The sequence below is a fragment of the Mesorhizobium japonicum MAFF 303099 genome (assembly GCF_000009625.1).
GTDB lineage: Bacteria > Pseudomonadota > Alphaproteobacteria > Rhizobiales > Rhizobiaceae > Mesorhizobium > Mesorhizobium japonicum.
In genome coordinates this window covers 4,401,936-4,425,696 of the sequence record NC_002678.2, presented here as the reverse complement: position 1 = coordinate 4,425,696, position 23,761 = coordinate 4,401,936, and the positions used below count along the sequence as shown (strand labels likewise).

The window sequence follows — 23,761 nt, the reverse complement described above, 5'->3', positions numbered from 1 at the left end:
AAAACTCGACGTAGAACGTCCAGCTAAGCTCGCACAAACCCGTCGCTGGCCCGCAACAGATTGCGCGTATAATCCTCCGTCACGCGGTGCGCGACAAGTTGTGCCGCCGTCAGATTCTCCACCGCCTGGCCGCTTTGCATCACCATCAGCCGCTCGCACATATGGGTGATGATGGCGAGGTCGTGGCTGACCATCAGGAAGGTCAGCTTGCGGCGCCGGCGGACCTCTTCCAGAAGATTGAGCACTTCGGCCTGCACCGAGGCATCGAGCGCCGAGGTCGGTTCGTCGAGCAGCAGGATGGACGGCTCGAGGATCAACGCACGTGCGATCGCCACGCGCTGGCGCTGGCCGCCCGACAATTGGTGCGCGTAGCGGAAACGAAAGCCATTGCCGAGGCCGACCTCGTCGAGCGCGCGTTCTATGCGCTTTTCGCCATCGGCAAAGCCGTGGATGGCAAGCGGCTCCTGCAGCAGACGGTCGACGGTCTGGCGCGGATGCAGCGAGCCGTACGGGTCCTGGAACACCATCTGCACTTCGCGGTAGAAGGCCTTGTCGCGGCGCGCGCCGAGCGTCTTGCCGTTGACGGTGATGCTGCCGGAGGCGACCGGCGCCAGGCCGGCGATGGCCCTGAGCAGCGTCGATTTGCCGGAGCCGCTCTCGCCGACCAGGCCGAAGGATTCGCCTGACCTGACTTCGAGGCTGACGCCTTTCAGCGCGCGAAACCGGTCGAAGACCACTTCCAGCCCGTCGACGGTGATCGCAGCTGTCATGCCGCCCACTCCGGCTTGCGGTCGAGCACCGGCAGCGGGTGGCGCTCGAAGCCGATCCTGGGCATGCAGTTGAGCAGGCCGCGCGTGTAGGGATGCTGGGCCTGGCCGAGTTCGGAGGCCTTGAGCTGCTCGACCACCTTGCCGGCATACATGACGATGACGCGATCGCAGAAGGACGAAACCAGGCGCAGATCGTGCGAGATGAAGATCAGCCCCATGCCGCGCTCGCTGACCAATTTATCGAGGATGCCGAGCACGTCGAGTTGTACAGTGACATCGAGCGCCGAAGTCGGTTCGTCGGCGATCATCATTTCCGGTCCGGCGATCAGCATCATGGCGATCATGGCGCGCTGGCCCATGCCGCCGGAGACTTCATGCGGGTGCAGGTCAAAAACGCGTTTGGGATCGCGGATCTGCACCGCCTCCAGCATGGCCAGCGCCCGCTCGCGCGCTTCGGCCTTGGAAACCTTTTCATGCGTGCGCAGCGTTTCGACGATCTGGCGGCCAATGCTCATCACCGGGTCGAGCGAATATTTCGGATCCTGCAGGATCATGGCGATGCGGTTGCCCCGCAACGCCCGACGCTGGCGCGGCGAGATGCCGAGCAGGTCGATGCCGTCGAAGGCCAGTTTCCTGGCCGATATCCTGGCCTGCGGCGGCGTCAGGCCCATGATGGCGCGGCCGGTCTGCGATTTTCCCGAGCCGCTTTCGCCGACGATGCCGAGCCGCTCACGGCCAAGCGCGAAGGAAACGCCACGCACGGCCTGGACCAGGCCGGTGCGGGTCGGAAAATCAACCCGAAGATCGTCGACGTCGAGCAGGGTGTCGCTCATTGGTCGCCACTCCGGGGATCGAGGGCGTCGCGTAAGCCGTCGCCGAGCAGGTTGAAGCCGAGGCTGACGATGAGGATGGCGAAGCCCGGCGCGCCGGCCACCCACCACTGGTCGAGGATGAAGCGGCGACCGGACGCGATCATGGTGCCCCATTCGGGCAGCGGCGGCTGGGCGCCGAGGCCGAGGAAACCGAGGCCAGCGGCCGTGAGGATGATGCCGGCCATGTCGAGCGTCACGCGCACGATCAGCGAGGAGATGCAGAGCGGCATGATATGGCGCAGCACGATGCGGAAGGGCGAGGCGCCCATCAATTGCACGGCCTTGATGTAATCAGAATTGCGCACCGTCAGCGTTTCCGCGCGAGCAATGCGAGCGTAAGGCGGCCAGGAGGTGATGGCTATCGCCAGCACCGCGTTCTCGATGCCGGGGCCGAGCGCCGCGACGAAGGCCAGCGCCAGGACCAGCTTCGGGAAGGCGAGAAAGATGTCGGTGATGCGCATCAGGATGGCATCGATCCAGCCGCCGGCATAGCCGGCGACGGTACCGACCAGCAGGCCGATGGGGGCGGCGATAATGGCGACCAGGATGACGACATAGAGCGTCCAGCGCGAGCCGTAGAGGATGCGCGAAAGGATATCGCGGCCGAGGTCGTCTGTGCCGAACCAGTGCTCGGCGCTCGGTGCCAGCAGCCGGGAATTTTTCAGGTCGCCGAATGTCGGCGAGTAAGGCGCCAGTACGCCGGCAAGAGCGGCGATGACCAGCAAGGCGATGATGATCAGCAGGCCGACGAAAGCCAGCCGGTTTGCGGAGAAACGCCGCCACGCGACATAGGCGCGGCCAAGCCTTGCCTGCATGCGCGAAGCCGGGCGCTCGCTGAGCAGCCAATCGCGACGGCTCTGGATGGTGTCTGTGCTCATCCTGTCTTCGTCCTTGGATCGAGCACGCGGTAGAGAAGATCGGACAGAAGGTTGATGCCGATGAACACTGAACCAATGACGATGGTGCCGCCGAGCACGGCATTCATGTCGGCGTTCTGCAACGAGTTGGTGATGTAGAGGCCGATGCCCGGCCAGGAGAAGACGGTTTCGGTCAGCACCGAGCCTTCGAGAAGGCCGGCATAGGAGAGCGCGATCACCGTCACCATCGGCACCGCGGCATTGCGCAGCGCGTGGCCCCAGATGATGCGGGTCTCCGACAGGCCCTTGGCGCGGGCGGCAACGATGTATTCCTGCGCAAGTTCGTTGAGCATGAACGAGCGTGTCATGCGGCTGATATAGGCGAGCGAGAAATAGCCGAGCAGCGAGGCCGGCAGGATGATGTGGCGGAAGGCATCCCAGAAGACATCCCACTGACCCTGCATCGCCGAATCGAGAAGGTAGAAACCGGTGACCGGCGTGAAGGTGTATTCGTAGACGACATCGAGCCGGGCCGGAAAAGCCACCCATTGCAGCTTGGCGTAGAACAGGACGAGGCCAAGCAGGCCGAGCCAGAAGATCGGCACGGAATAGCCGATCAGGCCAATGACGCGCACGATCTGGTCGATGATGCTGCCGCGCCTGACCGCGGCCAGCACGCCGAGCGGCACGCCGAACAGCGCGCCGATCAGTGTCCCCAGCGTCGCCAGTTCCGTCGTCGCCGGCAACGCGCGGCGAATGTCGGTCATGACCGGGTTGGTGGTCAGCACAGATGTGCCGAAATCACCGTTCAGGGCATTTTTCACGTAGATGTAGAACTGTTCGATCAGCGGCAGGTCGAGGCCCATCTCGCGGCGCGTGCGCTCCACGACATTGAGAGGCGCCCGGTCGCCGAGCACCGCCAGCACCGGATCGATCGGGATGACACGGCCGATAAAGAAGGTCACCGCGAGAAGACCAAGATAGGTCGTCACCGCGATGACCAGGAAACGGCCAATCGCCGACGCAATGGCGACGGCGCGGGCGCTACCGCGCCCGCTCTCGTTTTCAATCGCGCTCATGTGGCGCGTCCGTCGACTTTATTCTTTCGAGACCGGGCCGACGAAGTTGCTGTCGAAGCTCGGACCGAGCGCGAAGCCCTTGAGGTTCTTGCGCAGCCCGGCCACTTCCAATTGCTGATGGATGATGACGAAGGGGCTGGTGTCGAGGATCTTCTGCTGCAAATCCTTGTACATATCAGCCCGCTTGCCTGCATCCTTCTCCAGCAGTGCCGCTTCGGTTTCCTTGGTCAGGTCCGGAATGTCCCAGGAATTGCGCCAGGCGAGCGTGTGCGACTTGCCGGCATCCGAATTGTCGGGGTTGGAGGCGAAGGTCTGGGCGTTGGAGTTCGGATCGAAATAATCCTGGCCCCAATTGCCGATATAGATGTCATGGTTGCGGGCGCGGTACTTGGTCAGCGTCTGCTTGCCGTCGCCGGGGATGATTTCCAGCTTGATGCCGGCCTGGCCCAGAGTCTGCTGGATCGATTCCGCCATGCCGGTGGTCGGCTGGCCGGTGCGCACGTCCATGGTGACGCTGAAGCCGTCGGCCAGGCCGGCCTTGGCCAGCAATTCCTTGGCCTTGGCAACGTCGAGCTTGAAGGGATTGGCGTCGATGGCGCCGAGATCGCCCTTGGGCAGGAATGACTGGTGGATTTCGCCGATACCCTTGAGGATGGTCGAGCTTAGCGCATCGTAGTCGACCAGGTATTTGAAGGCCTGGCGAACCTCGGGCTTGGCGAGGTTCGGGTTCTTCTGGTTCAGGCTGATGTAATAGACCGTGCCCTTCGGCGCGCTGGTGGTGGTGAGATCGGCGTTCTTGGCGATGGCGTCGAGGTCGTTCGGCTCGAGGTTGCGGGCAACGTCGATGTCACCGGCTTCGAGCGCCAGGCGCTGAGCCGAGCTTTCCTTCATGTTGCGGTAGATGACGCGGGCGAGCTTGGCCTTTTCACCGTGATAATTGTCGTTGCGCTCCATGACGACGGCTTCGTTGGCGCGCCATTCGCGCAGCTTGTAGGCGCCGGAACCGGCATAGCCGGTCTTCAGCCAGGCATTGCCGAAGTCGTTGTCCCATTTGTAGTCGGCGCTCGGCGTCACCGCGGCGACATGCTCCTTGACCAGCTTGGCGTCGACAACGGAAGCGACCGTGGCCGACAGGCAGTTCAGCACGAAGCTCGGCGCATAGGCCTTGTCGACGGTGAACTGGAATGTGGTGTCGTCGATTGCCTTGGCCTTTTCGGTGACGTTGTCACCGCTGATACCGAACTGGTCGATGATGAAGGCCGGGCTCTTGTCCAGCTTCACGGCGCGTTCGAACGAATAGGCGACGTCGGCCGCGGTGATCGGATTGCCCGAGGCGAATTTGAGGCCCGGCTTGAGCTTGAACGTGTAGGTCAGGCCGTCGTCGGAGACGGTCCAGCTCTCCGCGAGATCGGGCTTGACCTTGGAAGTGTCGCTGAGGTCGAGGCGCACCAGCAGGTCATAGGTGTTGCCGGTGACTTCGGCGGTCGACAGTTCGAACGCCTCGCCCGGATCCATGGAGATGATGTCGTCGATGGCGAAGCCCTCGACCAGCGTGTCGGCGGGTGTGACCGCGAAGGCAGGCGCTGCGCCAACGAGCAGCGCGGACATCGCCGCGCCCGCAAGCAAGGCACGCGAGCGAAGAGCAAACTTTTCCATCATCATGGTGATTGTTCCCTGTTTTGTTGGTTTGTTGACCTGAGTTCCCGGCTCAGGATTGCAGAATTCTTGTCGGGGCCGGAGGACGGCCTCTAACCCCTTACCGTCGTGGTTTTTGTCCAATTGGTCAACAGCATATCCAGCGATCTCGTGGCGGGCAACGAGCATTTGTGCGACATCCGATTGGAGCAGAATGGCGGGTGGCGCGTCGAGGCACAAGCCGGCCAATCGAGGCGGCCTAACGAAAAAAATCTGCTGATTTTTGAGTTATTTCAGCGAGGCGACCAGGCCGGCATCGGGAAAGCAGGTTGCCGCCTGCCCATTCTTGGTCTGCCACTTGCCGATCGAACGGCGGGTCTTGAAACCGGGCAGGCCGTCGGCGCTGCCGACATCATAGCCCTTGGCTTCCAGCGCCCGCTGCAGGGCGGCGATGTCGGAGCGATGGAGATCGCCGACCGGACCCCAGCTGCCGGAAAAACTCTGGTCGCCATGCGCAATGCGGTCCGCGCCATGGCCGATGAACAGCGCATAGAGGTCGCTGGTGTTGTATTCCTTCAGCACGTAGAAATTGGGGGTGGCGATGAAAGCCGGCCCGCTGCGGCCGGCCGGCATCAGCAGGAAACCCTCCGCCTTCAGCTCGCTCGCCGGAAACGACTTGCCACCGACGCGCTTGATGCCCATGCCAGCCCACTCAGATATCTTCTTGCCCTGATCAGGACCTTCCAGCGAGCAGGAGACGCTCTCGGGCACGGTCACCTCGAAGCCCCAGCCGCGACCCCTCACCCAGCCATAGTGGACGAGATAATTGGCGATCGAGGCGAGTACGTCGGGCGTCGAGTTCCAGATGTCGACGCGGCCATCGCCGTCGAAATCAACGGCATGCTTGAGGAAGGAGGTCGGCATGAATTGCGGCTGGCCAAGGGCACCGGCCCAGGACGATTTCATAGCGCCGACCGGGGCGAGGCCGCGTTGGACGATTTCCAGCGCCGCCAAAAGCTCGGTGCGGAAGAAATCCTGCTTCGTCGACATGAACGCCTTGGTGCCCAGCACCTCGAAGGCATCGTAAGGCATCTTCGCCGCGCCGAAGCCTGTCTCGCGCCCCCAGATCGCCAGAAGGATCTCGCCGGGCACGCCATAGCGCTTTTCGATCGCGGCAAGCGTCTTGGCGTTGGCGGCTTCGCGCGTGCGGCCGCCCGACGTCACCGCACGAACCGTCTTCTCGGCGAAATAGGCGCCGGGCGAGCCGAACTCGGCCTGATGCTGCTTCTGCGGCGTCTTCGGCTTCTCGCCGGGCATGACAAGGTCGGGCAGCTTCAGATTGGGCTTTATGCCATCGAAGGCGGCATCGAAAGTCTGCTTGGAAATGCCTTTGGTTTTGGCCTCGGGCCAGAGATCGTTCTGCAGCCAGGCGCGGAACTGGTCGTCGATCTTTGCGGCCGAGGCGGGTGCCGCGAGGAGGACGGCGAGAAGCGCCGCGATAAAGGCGAAGGCGATTGTGCGAAGGAATGCGGTCATCTAGGCCCTCGCCAATTGCGTCAAAACGCCGTTCGCGAGCGTAGCGCGGCGGCGAGCGTGCCCTCGTCGAGATAGTCGAGTTCGCCGCCGACCGGCACGCCATGCGCCAGCCTTGTCACCTTGATGTCGAAGCCGGACAGCTGGTCGGTGAGGTAATGCGCGGTGGTCTGGCCCTCGACCGTGGCATTGACGGCCAGGATGATCTCCTTGACCTCGCCGCCGGCGACGCGGTCGATCAGCGAGCGGATGTTGAGCTGGTCGGGGCCGATGCCATCGAGCGGCGACAGCGTGCCGCCGAGCACGTGGTAGCGCACATTCATCGCTGCCGCCCGCTCCAGCGCCCACAGGTCGGAGACGTCCTCGACGACGATGATGGTGCCAGCATCACGGCGCGGATCGGTGCAGATCATGCAAGGGTCCGCCGTATCGACATTGCCGCAAGTGGAACAGATGCGCACCTTGTCGGCCGCCTCGCTCATGGCAGCAGCGAGCGGCGACAGCAGCTGTTCCTTCTTCTTGATCAGATGCAATGCGGCGCGCCTGGCCGAACGGGGACCGAGGCCAGGCACCTTGGCCAGGAGCTGGATCAGGCGTTCGATCTCGGGACCGGCGATTCGCTTGGACATTGCTCTGATCTAGGATTTTTCAGAGCGCTTTGGAACATCCCGCGTTCGCGCATGGTCGCCATGCTGCCACGCGAAGCCGTGGCAATGCGAATCAGTTGATCTCGAGCGGTCGAGACTGGCTGGCGATCATCGCACCGATAGCGTCGGTGTTCTCAGGCGTCGACTGGAACCCCATCGCCGCCTCTTGCGGCGCACCCTGGACCGAAGAGATGACGCGGGTGTTTAAGGTTCCGCCAAACCGGGCGGCATCCGGTTCTTCCATCGGCTCCTGCATCGCGACCATTGTCGGCTTCACGGTCACGCGCGCCGACTTCGCCACGGGCGCCGCGGCGGCGGTCACGTAGGTCTCTTGAACTGGGGTCACCTGTGCCGGGGCGGTCCTGGTCTTGGGCTGACGGGCCGGTTCCGCAGCGGCGGTCATGTAAACCCGCTGCGCCGGAGCCGTGCGGGATGTTTTTGCCGTGAGCGCCGGCTCCGCCGAGGCAACCATCGTCACCGGCGCGGCCGGCTTCACCGTTTCAGGCGCCACGGAGGCAACCATTGGCTCCTCCGGCAGCGGCTGCCAGTTACGGCCGCGCTTCTCGTAGAAGGCATTGCCGCCGGCGACCATGGTGTAGTGCATGTTCTTGTAGGGGAAGCGCAGTCCGGCGGTGTGGAAATACATCGTATTCTTCAGCTTGGCCTTGCGCTCGCCCTTGAGCACGGCGTCGGCCGCTTCCTCGACATCGGGCATAGCGCGCGAATTCATCGACCTGGTCATGACGCCCGGCGCGAACTGTCCCGGCTCGCCAACCACTTGGCAGATGGTGCTGCCATGCTGGCCGGAGCGCAGCCGGTTCATCACCACGGTGCCCACAGCGATCATGCCGTCACGGCTCGACCGGTTGGATTCGAAGAACATTGCCCGCTCCAGACACTCCCTGTCCTTCGGCGAGTGGCTGGAGGCGCGCGACGTCAGGAAACTCGGCGTGATGGCATCGGTCAAGCTTGCAACAGACATGCCGTGCGAAGTGGTCTGGCTGCAGGCAGCCAAAAACAGGGGAGACGTGATGACGCCGAGCAACAGCGGCGTCTTCCATCGCGTGACGTTCAACAGGCTACCCTCTCACTTCGATGCCCGCCCCCAGGCTGCGGCAAGAATGAGACACTTTCGGGCAAAATGATGGCCAAAACGTTATTAACGACCTACTGTTGCCGAAAAGGCACAATTTCGAAGCTTTCCAGATAGATCGAGCCGTCATTTCACGAAAGCGATGACCGCTCTCTCTTGGTTTCGCCGCAATTGCCGGAGGAAAACCTTCGTCCCGTTTTTCCGGGAATCGCTACCGCCCGGCCGCAATCGCCGCCGACTGGCCAGGTTCAAGCTCCTCGACCTTCTCCGAAAACAGGCCGCGCCTGAGGAACAGCGCCCGCGCGCCCCTGGCCGCCGGCGCGATCCTTCCCGGCCAGTCGCTGTCGATGAATTCGGCCTTGGTGAAGTCGGGATTTGTTTCGGAGGCCGCCTCGAGGAATTCGGCGATCTCCAGCACGACAGCACGCTCGTCCTTCGAAAGCGCCGACGTGCCGGCCTCGATCGACGGGCGGTGCACGAAATCCTCGAACAGGTAGAAGTAGCCCTTGATGCCGACAATATCGACGCCGGCGTCGCAATCGGCGAGAATTTCCAGAATCTCGTAGATCCTGTTGCGGATACGCTGCTCGATCAGTCTTTCGGACGGCTCTTCGGTCATGGGCGCATCGCCGCTGAGTTCTACTTTCACACACGTCGTTACCCCAAAACCGCTGCACGGTTTTGGCGAGATGCATCAGAACGGCAGTTTCATTCCTGGCGGGATCGGCAGGCCAGATGTCAGCGCCTTGGTCTTTTCCTGCATGATTTGCTCGACCTTGGCCTTGGCGTCGTTGTGGGCGGCCAGTATCAGGTCCTCGAGGATCTCGACCTCATCCTCCTTGAACAAAGACGGGTCGATCTTCAGCGACTTCATCTCGAACTTGCCGCTCAAGATGACGCTGACCAGGCCACCGCCGGCCTGGCCGACGGATTCGACCGTGGCGATCTCATCCTGCATGGCCTGGAACTTGGCCTGCATTTCCTTCGCCTTGCCCATCAGGCCGAGAAGATCTTTCATGGTCCGGTCCTTGTCTTGGTTTGTCAGGTCTCGTCGTCATCCGCCGGCGGCTCGACCGGCACTTCGGCTTCGGTCGCGTCTACCTCCGGCGCGTCGGGAATGCGCACGTCGATGATCTTGGCGCCGGGAAAGCGCGCCAGGATGGCGGCAACCGTCGGATCGCTCTTGGCATCGAGGAAGGCGTTTTCGCGCTTGGTCGATTCCATTTCGGCCAGCGTCTGGCCGCCCTCTTCCTTCGACAGCGACACCAGCCAGTTGCGGCCGGTCCAGGCGCGTAGTTTCGTCGTCAGGTCGTTGAGCAGCAGCTTGGGCGCATCGTCGGTCAGGCTGACGTCGATGCGGCCGGGCTCGAAGCGCACGGGACGGATGCAGCGCTTGACCAGCACCTTGAAGGCGATGTCGCGCTGCGCGTCGGCAAGGGCAACAATGTCGGCCAGCGACCTGACCGGCACCTGCTGCGGCTCGGACACCGGCGCGGGCGGCGCGACGAAGGCGGCCAGCGCGGGCGCGGCCTCGACCAGCCGCATGGTCTGCGCACCACTGGAACCGGATGGCATGCGCGTCTGCGCCACCGCGCCGGCCCCACCGCCATTGCCGGGGCCGCCGGGTGCCCCGTTCGGGCGCGATGCGCCATTCTGAACTGTTGCTGCCCCGTCCAGGGATCGCAGCGCCTCGTCCAGCGTCGGCAGGTCGGCGGCATGCGCCAGCCGGATCAGCACCATTTCGGCGGCACTGACCGGCCGGTTGGAGGACTGCACCTCGGGAATGCCCTTGAGCAGCATCTGCCAGGTCCGCGACAGCACGCGGACCGACAGCGCCCTGGCAAAATCGGCGCCGCGCTGGCGCTCGTCCTGCGACAGCGATGCATCGTCCATGGCGGTCGGCACGAAACGCAGCCGGGTGACGAGATGGTTGAACTCGGCAAGATCGGTCAACACGGCGGCCGGATCGGCGCCGGTGTCGTATTGCGTGCGGAATTCGGCGAGTGCCGCCGCCACGTCGCCCTTCATCACATGTTCGAACAGATCGACGATGCGGGCGCGGTCGGCCAGTCCCAGCATGGCCCGCACCGCTTCGGCGCTGACGGCGCCGGCGCCATGCGCGATCGCCTGGTCGAGAATGGAGAGCGAATCGCGGGCCGAGCCTTCGGCCGCACGTGCGATCATCGCCAGCGCGTCGTCGTCGACCGAAATGCCTTCCTTGGCAGCGATCGAGGAGAGATGCGCCACCAACGCGCCGGCGTCGATGCGCCTTAGGTCAAAGCGCTGGCAGCGCGACAGGACGGTGATCGGAACCTTGCGGATTTCGGTGGTGGCGAAGATGAATTTGACGTGCGGCGGCGGCTCTTCCAGCGTTTTCAGCAGGCCGTTGAAGGCCTGCGTCGACAGCATGTGCACTTCGTCGATGATGTAGACCTTGTAGCGGGCCGAGACCGGCGCGTAGCGCACGCGCTCGATGATGTCCCTGATGTCGTCGATGCCGGTGTGCGAGGCGGCGTCCATTTCGATGACGTCGACGTGGCGGCCTTCCATGATCGCCTGGCAATGCTCGCCGAGCACGGCGAGGTCGACGGAAGGCTGGTCGACGGTCGCGGTCTTGTAGTTCAGCGCCCGCGCCAGGATGCGCGCCGTGGTGGTCTTGCCGACACCGCGCACGCCGGTCAGCATCCAGGCCTGGGCAATGCGGCCGGTGGCAAAGGCGTTGGTGAGGGTGCGCACCATCGGCTCCTGGCCGACCAATTCGGAAAAATTCGACGGACGGTATTTGCGCGCCAGCACGCGGTAGGCGGCGGCCTTTCCATTCTCCGGGCTTTTTGGCCCCGAATTTCCTTCGCTCATTCGCCCGTTAAGCTCCAAAAGGCCGCGCCTCAGGGCGCCATTCCTGCGCATAGTCTCGCCCGCGCTGCAATGCGTCGTCAATGTCGCGAGGTGGGCCGATGAGGTGGGAGGCTGGAACAATGACCCGTTCCGGGCTCGTTAGGGCTGCTTCCTTCCGGACCTGACCCGGTTGGCGAGTGGATCGTCCACCACCAACCTCCCGCTGTCCATATCGGCAATTGCGCGACGAAATGCAAGTGCGCAGGCAAATCGGCGCCATCACAAGAGAGATTCGCTTGCAGGCCCGATGCGGCCGCTCTAGCGTTCATGGTTCGAGGAAACCAAGAAAAGCAAGGGAAACGCCGATGCTGCCGGGCCTGAAGGCCGGATTCACGCTGGATGCCCGGCTGGAGGCGGACAGCGAGCAGGTGATGTGGCTTGGGCTGTGCGAATTGCGCGTGATGAACGACCGCCGCTGGCCATGGCTGGTGTTGGTGCCGCAGCGGCCGGGCGCGGAAGAAATCCACGACATGACGCCGCTCGACCAGGCGATGCTGACCTTCGAAACCAATATGGTGGCGCAGGCGCTGAAGAAAGTCAGCGGCTGCACCAAGATCAACACCGGCGCACTCGGCAATATCGTGCGCCAACTGCATATCCATATCGTCGCTCGGTCCGAAGGCGATCCCGGCTGGCCCGGCCCGGTGTGGGGGTATGGCCTGCGCGAGCCGTATCAACGTTCCGACCTGCGCCGGTTTGCCGAAACGATAAGGGCGGCGCTATAAGCCTTCGCCAGTGTTCATCCTAAAAACACGTCCATCCCCAGACATGTCCATCCCAAAGCATCAGAGTCCGCATGAGCTTCCGCCTGTTTGACGCGCCTTTGCGCGAGCCGAGCCAGTTCGTCGGCTTTGCCGGCAACACGATCGACCGGCAATCCGAGAACCGAGCCGACGATTCGGTCGACAAGGCGCTGGCCGATCCGACAACGCGGCTGCTTTTGATGAATGGCGGCCGGCTCCACCTGAAGCTTGGAACAAGCGGCAGTCTCGACCCCTGGTTCGACGCCGCCGGGAGCGAGCCTTTCAAGCCGTCCTTCGCCGGGGCTGTGCTGCTCGGCTTTTCCGAACAGGGGCCGGTGCTGGCGATGCCTGTCGCAATCGAGGCCGAACAGCTGCCCGAGACCGTCAAGGCGATCGACTACCGCTCTGTCTATATGCAAGGCTTGATCGACGAAGCGGCGGCCGGCGCGATGGCGCAAGGGGCAGCCTTGCTCGCCTGGCACGCCAGCCATCGTTTCTGCAGCAAGTGCGGCACGCAATCCGAAATGCGGGCTGGCGGCTACAAGCGCCATTGCCCGAATTGCGGTACCGAGCATTTTCCGCGCACCGACCCGGTGGCGATCATGCTGACTGCGACGCGGGAAAAATGCCTGCTCGGGCGCGGCCGGCATTTCGCGCCGGGCATGTATTCGGCGCTGGCCGGCTTCATCGAACCGGGCGAGACGATCGAGGCCGCGGTGCGCCGCGAAACGCTGGAGGAGGCCGGCATCCGGCTCGGCCGCGTCGTCTACCACGCCAGCCAGCCCTGGCCGTTTCCCTATTCTCTGATGATCGGCTGCTTCGGCGAGCCGCTCAATGAGGACATCCAGGCCGACCTCAACGAGCTGGAGGACTGCCGCTGGTTCGGCCGCGACGAGGTGCGCCTCATGCTGGCCAGGGAGCATGCCGACAACCTTGTCACGCCGCCGAAAGGGGCGATCGCGCACCACCTTATCCGCGCCTGGGTCGACAGCGAATAGCCAATACTGAAAGTCATTGCAGGAGAGACAAATGATCCGTCACACCGTCGTCTTCACGCTGAAGCATGCATCGCACTCGCTCGAGGAAAAGCGGTTCCTCGTAGACGCCAAGAAAATCCTCTCAGCGATCCGGGGCGTCACGCATTTCGAACAGTTGCGGCAGATCAGCCCCAAGATCGACTATCATTTCGGCTTCTCGATGGAGTTCGCCGACCAGGCCGCCTATACCAGATACAACGACCACCCCGACCATGTCGCCTTCGTGCGCGACCGCTGGGTGCCGGAGGTCGAGAAGTTTCTCGAGATCGACTATGTGCCGCTGGGCTCGGTCGTTTAGTCAGCCACCTTCCACTGCTCGCGCGACTCGCTGGCCGGATAGACGCCGAGAATCCGCACCTCGCGGGAGAAGAAGCGCAACTCGTCCAGCGCCAGCTTGACCAGCGGATCGTCGGGATGGCCCTCGATGTCGGCGTAGAACAGCGTCGCGGTGAACGCGCCGAGCTGGTAGCTCTCCAGCTTGGTCATGTTGATGCCGTTGGTGGCGAAACCGCCCATGGCCTTGTAGAGCGCGGCCGGCACGTTGCGGACGCGGAAGATGAAGGTGGTCATCATCTTGACGTCCGGTGACGGCCGTTCGGCCCATTGCTTGCTCTTGGTCAGGACGACGAAGCGGGTGACGTTGGAATCGGTGTCCTCGACATTTTCCTCGATGATATCGAGCCCGTAGAGCGTCGCGGCCAGCGCCGGCGACAGCGCGGCCATGGTGCGGTCCTTGACCTCGGAGATCATCTTGGCCGCACCCGCCGTGTCGCCGGCGACGACCGCCTTCCAGCCGTTCTTGCGGATGTATTTGCGGCACTGGCCAAGCGCATGGATATGGCTGTGCACGGTCTTGATCTCGTCGCGCTTGACGCCGGGCAGCACCATCAGCTGGAAATGGATGGGCAGGAAATATTCACCGACGATGTGCATCCGCGATTCCGGCAGCAGGTGGTGGATGTCGGCGACGCGTCCGGCGATGGTGTTCTCGATCGGGATCATGGCGAGGTCGGCCTTGCCGGTCTCGACCGCGTTGAACGCATCCTCGAAGGTCGGGCACGGCAACGGCTCCATCGAGGGATAGACGTTGCGGCAGGCGGTGTCGGAATTGGCGCCCGGCTCGCCCTGGAAGGATATTCTGTTGGTCTTTTCAGGCATGGGCCAGGTCTCGATTCACGTCACGGTGTCGAAGGGATTTCTCAGTTGGAAAGAATGGTTCGGGCGCGCTCAAGGTCTTGCGGCGTGTCGACGCCAAGCGGCAGCGACCGGACGATCTCGGCATCGATGCGCATGCCGGCTTCCAGCGCCCGCAACTGCTCCAGCCGCTCGCGGCGCTCGAGCGGCGACGGTTTCAGCGCGACGAAGCGTTCGAGTGCCGAGCGGCGATAGGCGTAGAGACCGACATGGTGATAGAGCGGCCCCTCGCCCCAAGGTGCTGTGGCGCGGGTGAAATAGAGCGCCCTCAGCCGCGTGGCTGACAGCGGCGAACCGACGATCTTGACGACGTTCGGGTTGGTCTTTTCCTCTTCGCGGACGATCTCGACGCCGAGCGTGGCGATATCCACCGCCGCGTCCTCGAACGGCCTGAGCGAGGCGGCGATGATGCCGGGATCGATGGTCGGCAGGTCGCCCTGCACATTGACGATGGTTTCGACCTTGCGCCCGGGATCAAGCGCGGCCAGCGCCTCGTGGATGCGGTCGGAGCCGGATTCGTGGTCGATGCGCGTCATCACCGCCTCGAAACCATGCGCGCGCACCGCTTCGGCGACGCTTTGCGTGTCGGTCGCCACCACCACCCGCCCGAGGCCGGCTTCGGCCGCGCGGCGGGCGACATGGACGATCATCGGCGCGCCGGATATGTCGGCCAGCGGCTTGCCCGGCAGGCGGGTGGAGGCCATGCGGGCCGGTATCAAGATCAAGGTGGACATCGCTGTGGCAAGGCGTTCGAAAAGAGGAGGGGAAAAGTGGCAAAAGGTCTCACTGGCAGCGCCCTTATAGGTGTTGCAACGCCGGAGCAAAAGACCTAGTTTCCGCCCGATTTGACCGGCTCTGGAGGGCAGGTCTCGATACCGACGGACGGAGTGGACGGTTCGGTCCGCCGGAAAAGGGAGCAAGGGGCGTATGGATTCCAACGAAGTCAACAAACTGCTCGCCGGATTGCTCGGAACCGTTTTTGTCGTTTTCTCGGTCGGCCTGGTATCTGACGCGCTGTTTGCCTCGCCGGCTCCTGAAAAGCCCGGCTTCGCCATCGAGGCCGCGGAGCCGGCCGAAGGCGGCCCGGCCGCGCCGGCCGCCGAATCCAAGCCGATCGCCGATCTGCTGCAGACCGCCAATGTCGAGGCGGGTGCCGCCGTCTTCAAGAAATGCCAGGCCTGCCATTCCGGCGAAAAGGGTGGCCCCAACAAGGTCGGCCCCGATCTGTGGGATCTCGTCGATCGTCCTGTCGCCGAACATGAAGGCTTCGCCTATTCGGCCGGCATGAAGGAGTTTTCCAAGGGCGGCACCGAGAAGTGGACCTATGACAACATCAACCACTTCATCACCTCGCCGAAGAAATTCGTGAAGGGCACGGCCATGGGCTTTGCCGGCCTGCCCAAGGACGAGGACCGTGCCAACGTCATCGCCTATCTGCGCACGCTGTCGGACAATCCCAAGCCGCTGCCGGCACCAGGCGCCGCCGCCGACGCCAGCGCGCCCGCCAAGCCTGCCGCTGGCGCCGCACCGGCCAAGCCGGCTGACGGCGCGGCACCAGCCGCGCCGGCCAAATAACCAAATTGTCATAGAAGCGTTCATAGAAAAGCCGGGTTCTGCCCGGCTTTTTCGTTAGGAAAAACGCATATGCGGCGACAAAGCCGCGCATGGCGGTTTTCAGGAGCGCCAAATCATCTAGATTGCCCTTTCTGGATGGTCCGGAGAAAGGCAGCACGAAGAGGACAGTGCATGACGGTTGGCCGAATGCTTCTCAAGTCGCTGCTGGCGGCGGCCCTGCTGGCGGCGGGACTGCAGATGCCCCTGGCCGACGAGTGGCGGACCACCTCATCGCTGATCGGCGATTCCAAGTACGGCGACAATTTTCAGCATTACGACTACGTCAACCCGAACGCGCCCAAGGGCGGCACGTTGAATTCGGTGCTGCTCGGCACCTATGACAGCTTCAACCCGTACATCGTGCAGGGATCGCCGGCGGCGGGCCTCGTAGGCTTCGGCGGCGGCCTGCTCTACGACACGCTGATGGAGCAGGCGACGGATGAAGGCAGCACCAGCCACCCGCTGATCGCCGACGCCTACAAATATCCTGATGACTATTCCTCGGCCACCTACCGGCTCGACACGCGCGCGAAATGGCATGACGGCCAGCCGATCACCGTCGACGACGTGATCTGGTCGTTCCAGGTGTTGAAGGCAAACAGCCCGCAATACAGCCGCTATTTCGAGAACGTCACCGACGCGGTGGCGGTCTCCGACCGCGAGGTCGAATTCCATTTCAACCAGAAGGGCAACCGGGAACTGCCGAAGATCATCGGCGACCTCGCCGTGCTGCCGAAACACTGGTGGGAAGGCACCGATGCCAGCGGCAAGAAGCGCGACGTCACCAAGCCGACGCTCGAAATTCCGCTGGGCTCAGCCGCCTACAAGATCGCCAGCTTCAAGCCGGGCTCGGAAATCGTCTGGCAGCGCGTGCCGAACTATTGGGCGGCCAAGCTGCCGGTGAAGATCGGCCGCGAGAATTTCGACACACGCCGATATACCTACATCCTCGACGACAATGCCGCCTGGTTGGCCTTCACCAAGGGCGGATTGGAAGACATCAACCGCGAGTACAGCTCCCGAAAATGGGCGACCGCCTACAATTTCCCAGCCATCCAGGCCGGTGACGTCATCAAGAAAGACTTCCAGACCCAGTCGCCACAGGCGATGCAGGGCTTTGTCCTCAACCAGCGAAGGCCGCTGTTCCAGGACCGGCTGGTCCGCGAGGCACTGACCATCCCGTTCGATTTCGAGAGCATGAACCGCACACTGTTCTTCGGCTTCAACACCCGCACATCAAGCTATTTCCAGGGTACCGAGCTGGCCTCCAGCGGGCTGCCAAAGGGCAAGGAGTTGGAGATCCTCGAGAAATATCGCGACAAGCTGCCACCCGAACTCTTCACGCAAGAGTTCAAGCTGCCGGTCTACGATTCGCCGCAGGCAGAACGGAAGTACCTGAAACAGGCGGTCGATCTCTTCGCCAAGGCAGGCTGGGTGATCAAGGGCGGCAAGATGGTCAACGCCAAGACAGGCGCTCCGTTCAAGTTCGAGATCCTCGGCTGGAATGACACCGACCAGGTGATCGCCAGCCCCTACATCGCCAATCTGCGCAAGATCGGCGTCGACGCCACGTTGCGCATCATCGACCAGACGCAGTACATCAACCGCGTCAACAATTTCGATTTCGATGTCGTCACGGGAATTCTCCAGCAGTCGGATTCGCCAGGCAACGAGCAACGCGACTTCTGGACTTCAAAAGCCGCCGACGCGCCCGGTTCGCGCAATCTGATGGGCATCAAGGACCCGATCGTCGACGCGCTGGTCGACCGCATCATCTTCGCCACCGATCGCGACGACCTTGTCGCCGCCACCCACGCGCTTGACCGTATCCTGCTGTGGAACTTCTACGTCGTGCCGCAATATCACCGGTCCGCGGTCTGGCTGGCCTATTGGGACAAGTTCGGCTTTCCAGACAAGCAGCCCGCCTATGTCGGCGCCGACATCGATTCCTGGTGGATCGACCCGGACAAGGAAAAGGCGCTGGCCGCCAAGTACAAGGGCGGCAATTGATGGCAATGCTGCCCCGTCGCGATTTCCTGGCATTGAGCGGGGCCGCCGCTGCCGCGGCCCTGCTGCCAGGCAGAGCCTTCGCCGACATTGCGACCGGCGTGAAATTGCATGGCCTGTCGGCCTTCGGCGACCTCAAATACAGACCGGATTTTGCGCATTTCGACTATGTCAATCCGGATGCGCCCAAGGGCGGCCAGATGAATTTCGCGCCGCCCAACGCAACCCTCAACCAGAGCTTCCTGACTTTCAACACGCTGAATTTCCTGGTGTTGAAGGGGGAGGCGCCGCCGCGCGCCGAACTCTGTTTCGATTCCCTGATGACAAGCGCGCTCGATGAGCCGGATACGGTCTACGGCCTGCTCGCCGAGTCCGTCACCTTGTCGGCGGACCGCAATGGCTTTCGCTTCGTGCTTCGTCCGCAGGCGCGCTTCCACGATGGCTCGCCGCTGAGCGCTGAAGACGTTGTCTTCGCGTTGGAGCTCTACAAGGACAAGGGTCACCCGAACCTTTCCAAGGCATTGCGGTACATGACCGACGCGGTCGCGATCGATGCCGTCACCCTTGACCTGACCTTCAATGGCGAACAGTCGGCGCAAAACATCCTGGCGGTCGTGGGCATGCCGATCGTGTCCAAGGCCTTTTATACGGCCAATGAGTTCGATGCCTCGACCATGACACCGCCGCTTGGCTCAGGCCCCTACAAGATTGGACGCGTGGTCGCCGGACAGACTGTCGAATATGAACGCGTCCCGGACTATTGGGGCCGCGATCTCGCGGTCAACCGCGGCCAGTACAATTTTGACCGCATCCGCATCGACTTTTATCTCGACCGGCAGGCCGCATTCGAGGCGTTCAAGAAAGGCGATACGCATTTTCGCGAGGAATTCACCTCGCGTGTATGGGCGACGGGATACGATTTTCCGGCGTTGAACGATGGCAAGGTCGTCAAACGGGAATTTCCCGGCGAGAAGACGCCGGACATGCAGGGCGTCGCGCTGAACCAGCGCCGTCCGCAATTCCGCGATGAGCGCGTGCGACGGGCGATCGCCAACTGCTTCGATTTCGAATGGATGAAGCGCGCGCTGTTTTACGGCTCTTACGAGCGCTCGCAATCGAATTTCGAACGGTCGGACTACAAGGCCGAGGGCCTGCCCTCGCCAGGGGAATTGGCCCTGCTGGAGCCACTACGGGCCGAGTTGCCGCCAGAGGTCTTTGGCGAGGCAGTAACGCAGCCCCTCTCGGACGGTTCAGGTCATGACCGCAAGCTGTTGAGCGCGGCTTCGAAACTGCTTGCCGAAGCCGGCTGGAAACGCACGGGCAGTTTCGTCGTCAACGACAAGGGCGAACGGCTGCGGGTGGAGATGCTGGCGGAGGACGATGGCATCGTTCGCATTTTCACCCCCTGGTCCGAAAACATGAAGGCGATCGGGATCGATGCTTCGATCCGGCAGGTCGATTCGGCGCAATATGAGCAGCGGCAGAGTGATTTCGATTTCGACCTCAACCTCCTGCATTGGTCGATCGGAGCAACGCCCACGGCCGACAGCCTGGAGATGCTCTACGATTCCCGCATGGCGAACACGCCGGGGCAGCGCAATTATCCGGGTACCGAAAGCAAGGCCATCGACGCGCTGATCGTGGCGGCCGGCAAGGCGCGCAGCCGAACAGACCTCGTCACCGCGCTCAGAGCGCTCGACCGGGTCTTGCGCGCGCGGCTAGACTGGATTCCAACATACTATCTGGCGAATCACCGCGTCGCCTATTGGGACATGTTCGGCTTTGTCGAGCAGAAGCCCGATTTCGGCTTTCCGGTCGAGACGTTGTGGTGGTTCGATAAGGGCAAGGCGGCAAAAATTGGCAAAGGCTGAGATATCGGTCCGCAGAGGGCAGGAAGCCTGATGGGCGCCTATATACTGCGCCGCATCCTTTTGATGATCCCGACCCTGTTCGGCATCATGGCGATCTCCTTCGCCGTCATCCAGTTCGCGCCGGGCGGCCCGGTCGAGCAGGTGATCGCCAAGCTGACCAATCAGGGCGGCAGCGACCGCCTCGGCGGTGGCGGTGGCGATGCGGGCGGTACCAATTTCGACGTCGCCGGCGACGTCAGCTCGAAATATCGCGGCGCGCAGGGGCTCGATCCGGAATTCATCAAGAAGCTGGAGAAGCAGTTCGGCTTCGACAAGCCGCCGCTCGAGCGCTTCGGCATGATGCTGTGGAACTACATCCGCTTCGATTTCGGCAACAGCTACTTCCGCGACATCTCGGTGCTCGACCTGATCCTGGAAAAGATGCCGGTGTCGATTTCGATCGGGCTCTGGATCACGCTCTTGTCCTATCTGATTTCCATCCCGCTCGGCATCCGCAAGGCGGTGAAGGACGGCACGCCCTTCGACGTCTGGACCAGCGGCGTCGTCATCGTCGGCTATGCCATTCCCGGCTTCCTGTTCGGCATCATGCTCATGGTGCTGTTCGCCGGCGGATCCTTCTGGGACTGGTTCCCATTGCGCGGCATCGTCTCGGACAATTGGGACCAGTTGTCCTGGCTAGGCAAGATCGCCGACTATTTCTGGCACATGACCCTGCCGCTGACGGCGCTGGTGCTGTCGGCCTTCGCCACGACGACGCTTTTGACCAAGAACTCGTTCCTGGAGGAAATCCGCAAGCAGTATGTGGTGACGGCGCGGGCCAAGGGCCTGTCGGAGCGACAAGTGCTCTACGGCCATGTCTTCCGCAATGCCATGCTGATCGTCATTGCCGGCTTTCCCGGCGCCTTCATCTCGGCCTTCTTCACCGGCTCGCTGCTGATCGAGAACATCTTCTCGCTCGATGGTCTCGGCCTGCTCGGCTTCCGCTCGGTGGTCGAGCGCGACTATCCGGTGGTTTTCGCCAACCTCTATATCTTCTCGCTTCTCGGCCTGTTCGTCGGCTTGCTGTCCGACCTCATCTACACCTGGGTCGATCCGCGCATCGATTTCGAGCGGAGAGACGTCTGATGTCGGAGGCATCAGTCACTGCCGGCGTGGTGCCGGAGCGGATGCCACGGCCGTTCCTGTCGCCGCTCAACAAGCGCCGCCTGCAGAATTTCAAGGCCAACCGGCGCGGCTACTGGTCGTTGTGGATTTTCCTCGTCCTGTTCGTGCTGTCGCTGTTTGCCGAGTTCATCGCCAACGACAAGCCGATCATCGCTTCCTACAAGGGTGAAATCCTGTTCCCGGTGCTGGTCGCCTATCCCGAGGAAAAGTTCGGCGGCTTCTATGCCGTCACCGATTATCGCGACCCGGTGATCCAGGACGAGATCAACGCCAATGGCTGGATGATCTGGCCGCCGATCCGCTATTCCTACCAGACCGTCAACAATGCCATTCCGGAAGCGGCACCCGCCAGGCCGTCCTGGCAGTATGACGCCGCAAAGCGCTGCAACCAGTATCCGCAAGGGGCTGCCGACCCCGCCTGCATTGTCGGCAACTGGAACTGGCTCGGCACCGACGACCAGGCGCGCGACGTCTTGGCGCGCGTCATCTACGGCTTCCGCATCTCAGTGCTGTTCGGCCTGATCCTGACAGCCGGCTCGGCCCTGATCGGCGTCGGCGCCGGCGCCTTGCAGGGCTATTTCGGCGGCTGGACGGACCTGTTGTTCCAGCGCTTCATCGAAATCTGGTCGGCGATTCCGGTGCTCTATCTCCTGCTCATCGTCGCCGCCATCCTGCCGCCGGGCTTCTTCATCCTGCTCGGGCTGATGCTGTTGTTCTCCTGGGTGGCGCTGGTCGGCGTGGTGCGGGCCGAGTTCCTGCGCGCCCGCAACTTCGAATATGTCAACGCCGCCCGCGCGCTCGGCGTGCCCAACCGCACCATCATGTTCCGCCATTTGCTGCCCAACGCCATGGTGGCGACATTGACCTTCCTGCCCTTCCTGCTCTCGGGCTCGATCTCGACGCTGACCTCGCTCGACTATCTCGGCTTCGGCCTGCCGCCGGGGTCCGCCTCGCTCGGCGAATTGCTGAAGCAGGCGCAGCGCAATCTCAATGCGCCGTGGCTCGGCATTTCCGGCTTCGTCGTCATCTCGCTGATGCTGTCGCTGCTGGTCTTCGTCGGCGAAGCGACGCGCGACGCCTTCGATCCGCGCAAGACGTTCAAATGAGCGAAGCGCCTCTGCTCAGCGTCCAGGATCTCAGCGTCGCCTTCAGCCAGGGCGGCGGCCAGTCTGTCGCCGTCGACCACATCTCCTTCGACATCGCCAAGGGCGAGACGGTGGCGCTGGTCGGCGAATCCGGCTCCGGCAAGTCGGTGTCGGCGCTGTCGGTGCTGAAACTTTTACCCTACCCCAGCGCCAGCCATCCCTCGGGAAAGATCCTGTTCCAGGGCGCAGACCTTTTGGCGATGAGCGAAAGGCAGTTGCGGCAGGTGCGCGGCAACAAGATCACCATGATCTTCCAGGAGCCGATGACCTCGCTCAATCCGCTGCACACGATCGAGCAGCAGATCGTCGAGATCCTGAAGCTGCATCAGGGCATGGCCGACCGCCCGGCCAAGGCGCGCACGCTGGCGCTGCTCAACGAGGTCGGCATCCGCGATCCGCAGAAGCGGCTCGATGCCTATCCGCACCAGCTGTCCGGCGGCCAGCGCCAGCGCGTCATGATCGCCATGGCGCTGGCCAACGAACCGGAACTGCTGATCGCCGACGAGCCGACGACGGCGCTCGACGTCACCGTGCAGGCGCAGATCCTCGAACTGCTGGCCGGCCTCAAAAGCCGCAAAGGCATGTCGATGCTGTTCATCACCCACGATCTCGGCATTGTGCGCAAGATCGCCGACCGGGTCTGCGTGATGACCAAGGGCAAGATCGTCGAGACCGGACCGACCAAGGACATCTTCGCCAATCCGCAGCACCCCTACACGCGCCATCTCCTGGCGGCCGAGCCAAAGGGCAAGCCGCCGGCCGCCAACGTCGACGCCAAGCCGGTGATGACCGGCAAGGACATAAAAGTCTGGTTCCCGATCAAGCAGGGCTTCTTCCGGCGCACGGTCGACTATGTGAAGGCGGTCGACGGCATCGATGTCACCGTGCGCGCCGGCCAGACGCTGGGCGTGGTCGGCGAATCCGGTTCCGGCAAGACGACGCTCGGCCTGGCCCTGGCGCGCATGATCTCGTCGACGGGAACCATCCGGTTCAACGGCCGCGACATCAACCAGCTCACCTTCAACGCCATGCGGCCGCTCAGGCGCGAATTGCAGATCGTCTTCCAGGATCCATTCGGTTCGCTCAGCCCGCGCATGTCGATCGCCGAGATCATCGAGGAAGGGCTGAAGATCCACGAGCCGAAGCTGTCGCCCGATGAACGCGACGACAAGGTCGCGGACGTGCTGAAGGAGGTCGGCCTCGATCCGGCGACCCGCAACCGCTATCCGCACGAGTTCTCCGGCGGCCAGCGCCAGCGTGTCGCCATCGCGCGCGCCATGGTGCTCAACCCGCGCTTCGTCATGCTGGACGAGCCGACATCGGCGCTCGACATGAGCGTGCAGGCGCAGGTCGTCGACCTCCTGCGCAATCTGCAGGCCAAGCACGACCTCGCCTATCTCTTCATCAGCCACGACCTCAAGGTCATCAGGGCGCTTGCCAACGACGTTATCGTCATGCGCAATGGCCAGATCGTCGAAGCCGGTCCTTCCCAGCAGATTTTTGAAAATCCGCAAACCGACTATACTCGGGCATTGATCTCGGCCGCCTTCAAGATAGAGACGGCGCCGGTCGGCATCGTCAGCGAGTAATTTGCGTAAAGAGGGA

General features: G+C 63.0%; 22 protein-coding genes and 1 other RNA gene. 9 read left to right on the top strand and 14 right to left on the bottom strand.

All coding sequences use genetic code 11. The annotated features are described in order from the left end of the window. Positions 1-23: 23 nt before the first annotated feature. The 12 genes from MAFF_RS22615 to ffs all read right to left on the bottom strand — a co-directional run bounded on the left by MAFF_RS22615 (position 24) and on the right by ffs (position 11,542). Complete coding sequence (locus tag MAFF_RS22615; RefSeq protein ID WP_044551163.1) at positions 24-770, bottom strand: ABC transporter ATP-binding protein; 747 nt, start codon at positions 768-770, stop codon at positions 24-26. Further along, on the bottom strand, positions 767-1,603 hold the full coding sequence (locus MAFF_RS22610) for an ABC transporter ATP-binding protein (RefSeq protein WP_010913291.1): 837 nt from the start codon (positions 1,601-1,603) through the stop codon (positions 767-769). The genes MAFF_RS22615 and MAFF_RS22610 overlap by 4 nt, the downstream gene beginning before the upstream one ends. After that, the gene (gene nikC, locus MAFF_RS22605; RefSeq protein WP_010913290.1) at positions 1,600-2,520 is read right to left on the bottom strand and encodes a nickel transporter permease; all 921 of its coding nucleotides are present in this window, start codon (positions 2,518-2,520) and stop codon (positions 1,600-1,602) included. The genes MAFF_RS22610 and nikC overlap by 4 nt, the downstream gene beginning before the upstream one ends. Continuing rightward, the gene (locus tag MAFF_RS22600; RefSeq protein WP_010913289.1) at positions 2,517-3,578 is read right to left on the bottom strand and encodes an ABC transporter permease; all 1,062 of its coding nucleotides are present in this window, start codon (positions 3,576-3,578) and stop codon (positions 2,517-2,519) included. The genes nikC and MAFF_RS22600 overlap by 4 nt, the downstream gene beginning before the upstream one ends. 18 nt (positions 3,579-3,596) lie before the next feature. Continuing rightward, positions 3,597-5,240, bottom strand: a complete 1,644-nt coding sequence (locus tag MAFF_RS22595) for an ABC transporter substrate-binding protein (RefSeq protein WP_044548859.1) — start codon at positions 5,238-5,240, stop codon at positions 3,597-3,599. 261 nt (positions 5,241-5,501) lie between these two features. Next, entirely contained in the window at positions 5,502-6,749 is a 1,248-nt protein-coding gene (locus MAFF_RS22590; protein WP_010913287.1) for a lytic murein transglycosylase, read from the bottom strand. 20 nt (positions 6,750-6,769) lie between these two features. Beyond that, entirely contained in the window at positions 6,770-7,375 is a 606-nt protein-coding gene (gene recR / locus MAFF_RS22585) for a recombination mediator RecR (protein WP_010913286.1), read from the bottom strand. A gap of 91 nt (positions 7,376-7,466) precedes the next feature. Beyond that, positions 7,467-8,468 carry a cell wall hydrolase gene (locus MAFF_RS22580; RefSeq protein ID WP_044548857.1) on the bottom strand — a complete coding sequence of 334 codons (1,002 nt, stop codon included), beginning with the start codon at positions 8,466-8,468 and terminating at the stop codon, positions 7,467-7,469. A 229-nt stretch (positions 8,469-8,697) separates the two neighbouring features. Further along, positions 8,698-9,105 (bottom strand): hypothetical protein, encoded by a 408-nt coding sequence (locus MAFF_RS22575; RefSeq protein ID WP_032932876.1) that lies wholly within the window; start codon positions 9,103-9,105, stop codon positions 8,698-8,700. Positions 9,106-9,180: 75 nt separating this feature from the next. After that, a complete protein-coding gene (locus tag MAFF_RS22570) occupies positions 9,181-9,504 on the bottom strand; it encodes a YbaB/EbfC family nucleoid-associated protein (RefSeq protein WP_010913283.1) in 324 nt (107 codons plus the stop codon). 23 nt (positions 9,505-9,527) lie between these two features. Next, complete coding sequence (locus MAFF_RS22565; RefSeq protein WP_010913282.1) at positions 9,528-11,342, bottom strand: DNA polymerase III subunit gamma/tau; 1,815 nt, start codon at positions 11,340-11,342, stop codon at positions 9,528-9,530. A 103-nt stretch (positions 11,343-11,445) separates the two neighbouring features. Then, an RNA gene (gene ffs, locus MAFF_RS37020) (signal recognition particle sRNA small type) lies at positions 11,446-11,542 on the bottom strand. Between the two features lie 144 nt (positions 11,543-11,686). Here ffs and MAFF_RS22560 point away from each other — a divergent pair. The 3 genes from MAFF_RS22560 to MAFF_RS22550 all read left to right on the top strand — a co-directional run bounded on the left by MAFF_RS22560 (position 11,687) and on the right by MAFF_RS22550 (position 13,459). Next, on the top strand, positions 11,687-12,106 hold the full coding sequence (locus MAFF_RS22560) for an HIT domain-containing protein (RefSeq protein ID WP_010913281.1): 420 nt from the start codon (positions 11,687-11,689) through the stop codon (positions 12,104-12,106). 71 nt (positions 12,107-12,177) lie between these two features. Beyond that, a complete protein-coding gene (gene nudC / locus MAFF_RS22555; RefSeq protein WP_010913280.1) occupies positions 12,178-13,122 on the top strand; it encodes an NAD(+) diphosphatase in 945 nt (314 codons plus the stop codon). A 31-nt stretch (positions 13,123-13,153) separates the two neighbouring features. Beyond that, the gene (locus MAFF_RS22550) at positions 13,154-13,459 is read left to right on the top strand and encodes a Dabb family protein (protein WP_010913279.1); all 306 of its coding nucleotides are present in this window, start codon (positions 13,154-13,156) and stop codon (positions 13,457-13,459) included. Here the strand turns inward: MAFF_RS22550 and MAFF_RS22545 are convergent. After that, complete coding sequence (locus tag MAFF_RS22545) at positions 13,456-14,319, bottom strand: prephenate dehydratase (RefSeq protein WP_010913278.1); 864 nt, start codon at positions 14,317-14,319, stop codon at positions 13,456-13,458. The genes MAFF_RS22550 and MAFF_RS22545 overlap by 4 nt on opposite strands. Before the next feature lie 41 nt (positions 14,320-14,360). Next, positions 14,361-15,089, bottom strand: coding sequence for a 3-deoxy-manno-octulosonate cytidylyltransferase (locus tag MAFF_RS22540; RefSeq protein ID WP_010913277.1), 729 nt, complete (start codon positions 15,087-15,089; stop codon positions 14,361-14,363). 193 nt (positions 15,090-15,282) lie between these two features. Here MAFF_RS22540 and MAFF_RS22535 point away from each other — a divergent pair, with 193 nt between their 5' ends. From MAFF_RS22535 to MAFF_RS22510, 6 genes are all read left to right on the top strand, one after another. Next, positions 15,283-15,930 (top strand): c-type cytochrome, encoded by a 648-nt coding sequence (locus tag MAFF_RS22535; RefSeq protein WP_010913276.1) that lies wholly within the window; start codon positions 15,283-15,285, stop codon positions 15,928-15,930. A 171-nt stretch (positions 15,931-16,101) separates the two neighbouring features. Continuing rightward, the gene (locus tag MAFF_RS22530) at positions 16,102-17,979 is read left to right on the top strand and encodes an extracellular solute-binding protein (protein ID WP_010913275.1); all 1,878 of its coding nucleotides are present in this window, start codon (positions 16,102-16,104) and stop codon (positions 17,977-17,979) included. Then, positions 17,979-19,847 carry an extracellular solute-binding protein gene (locus MAFF_RS22525; RefSeq protein ID WP_010913274.1) on the top strand — a complete coding sequence of 623 codons (1,869 nt, stop codon included), beginning with the start codon at positions 17,979-17,981 and terminating at the stop codon, positions 19,845-19,847. Before MAFF_RS22530 ends, MAFF_RS22525 begins: the two co-directional genes overlap by 1 nt. 30 nt (positions 19,848-19,877) lie before the next feature. Next, complete coding sequence (locus MAFF_RS22520; RefSeq protein ID WP_010913273.1) at positions 19,878-20,972, top strand: microcin C ABC transporter permease YejB; 1,095 nt, start codon at positions 19,878-19,880, stop codon at positions 20,970-20,972. Beyond that, entirely contained in the window at positions 20,972-22,117 is a 1,146-nt protein-coding gene (locus tag MAFF_RS22515; RefSeq protein ID WP_044548852.1) for an ABC transporter permease, read from the top strand. Before MAFF_RS22520 ends, MAFF_RS22515 begins: the two co-directional genes overlap by 1 nt. Continuing rightward, on the top strand, positions 22,114-23,745 hold the full coding sequence (locus tag MAFF_RS22510) for an ABC transporter ATP-binding protein (RefSeq protein WP_010913271.1): 1,632 nt from the start codon (positions 22,114-22,116) through the stop codon (positions 23,743-23,745). Before MAFF_RS22515 ends, MAFF_RS22510 begins: the two co-directional genes overlap by 4 nt. Positions 23,746-23,761 lie beyond the last annotated feature (16 nt).

Bases quoted from the DNA above. Each gene is read 5' to 3' on its own strand.
- MAFF_RS22615 (WP_044551163.1), bottom strand. From the start codon at position 770: ATGACAGCTGCGATCACCGTCGACGGGCTGGAAGTGGTCTTCGACCGG.
- MAFF_RS22610 (WP_010913291.1), bottom strand. From the start codon at position 1,603: ATGAGCGACACCCTGCTCGACGTCGACGATCTTCGGGTTGATTTTCCG.
- nikC (WP_010913290.1), bottom strand. From the start codon at position 2,520: ATGAGCACAGACACCATCCAGAGCCGTCGCGATTGGCTGCTCAGCGAG.
- MAFF_RS22600 (WP_010913289.1), bottom strand. From the start codon at position 3,578: ATGAGCGCGATTGAAAACGAGAGCGGGCGCGGTAGCGCCCGCGCCGTC.
- MAFF_RS22595 (WP_044548859.1), bottom strand. From the start codon at position 5,240: ATGATGATGGAAAAGTTTGCTCTTCGCTCGCGTGCCTTGCTTGCGGGC.
- MAFF_RS22590 (WP_010913287.1), bottom strand. From the start codon at position 6,749: ATGACCGCATTCCTTCGCACAATCGCCTTCGCCTTTATCGCGGCGCTT.
- recR (WP_010913286.1), bottom strand. From the start codon at position 7,375: ATGTCCAAGCGAATCGCCGGTCCCGAGATCGAACGCCTGATCCAGCTC.
- MAFF_RS22575 (WP_032932876.1), bottom strand. From the start codon at position 9,105: ATGACCGAAGAGCCGTCCGAAAGACTGATCGAGCAGCGTATCCGCAAC.
- MAFF_RS22570 (WP_010913283.1), bottom strand. From the start codon at position 9,504: ATGAAAGATCTTCTCGGCCTGATGGGCAAGGCGAAGGAAATGCAGGCC.
- MAFF_RS22565 (WP_010913282.1), bottom strand. From the start codon at position 11,342: ATGAGCGAAGGAAATTCGGGGCCAAAAAGCCCGGAGAATGGAAAGGCC.
- MAFF_RS22560 (WP_010913281.1), top strand. From the start codon at position 11,687: ATGCTGCCGGGCCTGAAGGCCGGATTCACGCTGGATGCCCGGCTGGAG.
- nudC (WP_010913280.1), top strand. From the start codon at position 12,178: ATGAGCTTCCGCCTGTTTGACGCGCCTTTGCGCGAGCCGAGCCAGTTC.
- MAFF_RS22550 (WP_010913279.1), top strand. From the start codon at position 13,154: ATGATCCGTCACACCGTCGTCTTCACGCTGAAGCATGCATCGCACTCG.
- MAFF_RS22545 (WP_010913278.1), bottom strand. From the start codon at position 14,319: ATGCCTGAAAAGACCAACAGAATATCCTTCCAGGGCGAGCCGGGCGCC.
- MAFF_RS22540 (WP_010913277.1), bottom strand. From the start codon at position 15,089: ATGTCCACCTTGATCTTGATACCGGCCCGCATGGCCTCCACCCGCCTG.
- MAFF_RS22535 (WP_010913276.1), top strand. From the start codon at position 15,283: ATGGATTCCAACGAAGTCAACAAACTGCTCGCCGGATTGCTCGGAACC.
- MAFF_RS22530 (WP_010913275.1), top strand. From the start codon at position 16,102: ATGACGGTTGGCCGAATGCTTCTCAAGTCGCTGCTGGCGGCGGCCCTG.
- MAFF_RS22525 (WP_010913274.1), top strand. From the start codon at position 17,979: ATGGCAATGCTGCCCCGTCGCGATTTCCTGGCATTGAGCGGGGCCGCC.
- MAFF_RS22520 (WP_010913273.1), top strand. From the start codon at position 19,878: ATGGGCGCCTATATACTGCGCCGCATCCTTTTGATGATCCCGACCCTG.
- MAFF_RS22515 (WP_044548852.1), top strand. From the start codon at position 20,972: ATGTCGGAGGCATCAGTCACTGCCGGCGTGGTGCCGGAGCGGATGCCA.
- MAFF_RS22510 (WP_010913271.1), top strand. From the start codon at position 22,114: ATGAGCGAAGCGCCTCTGCTCAGCGTCCAGGATCTCAGCGTCGCCTTC.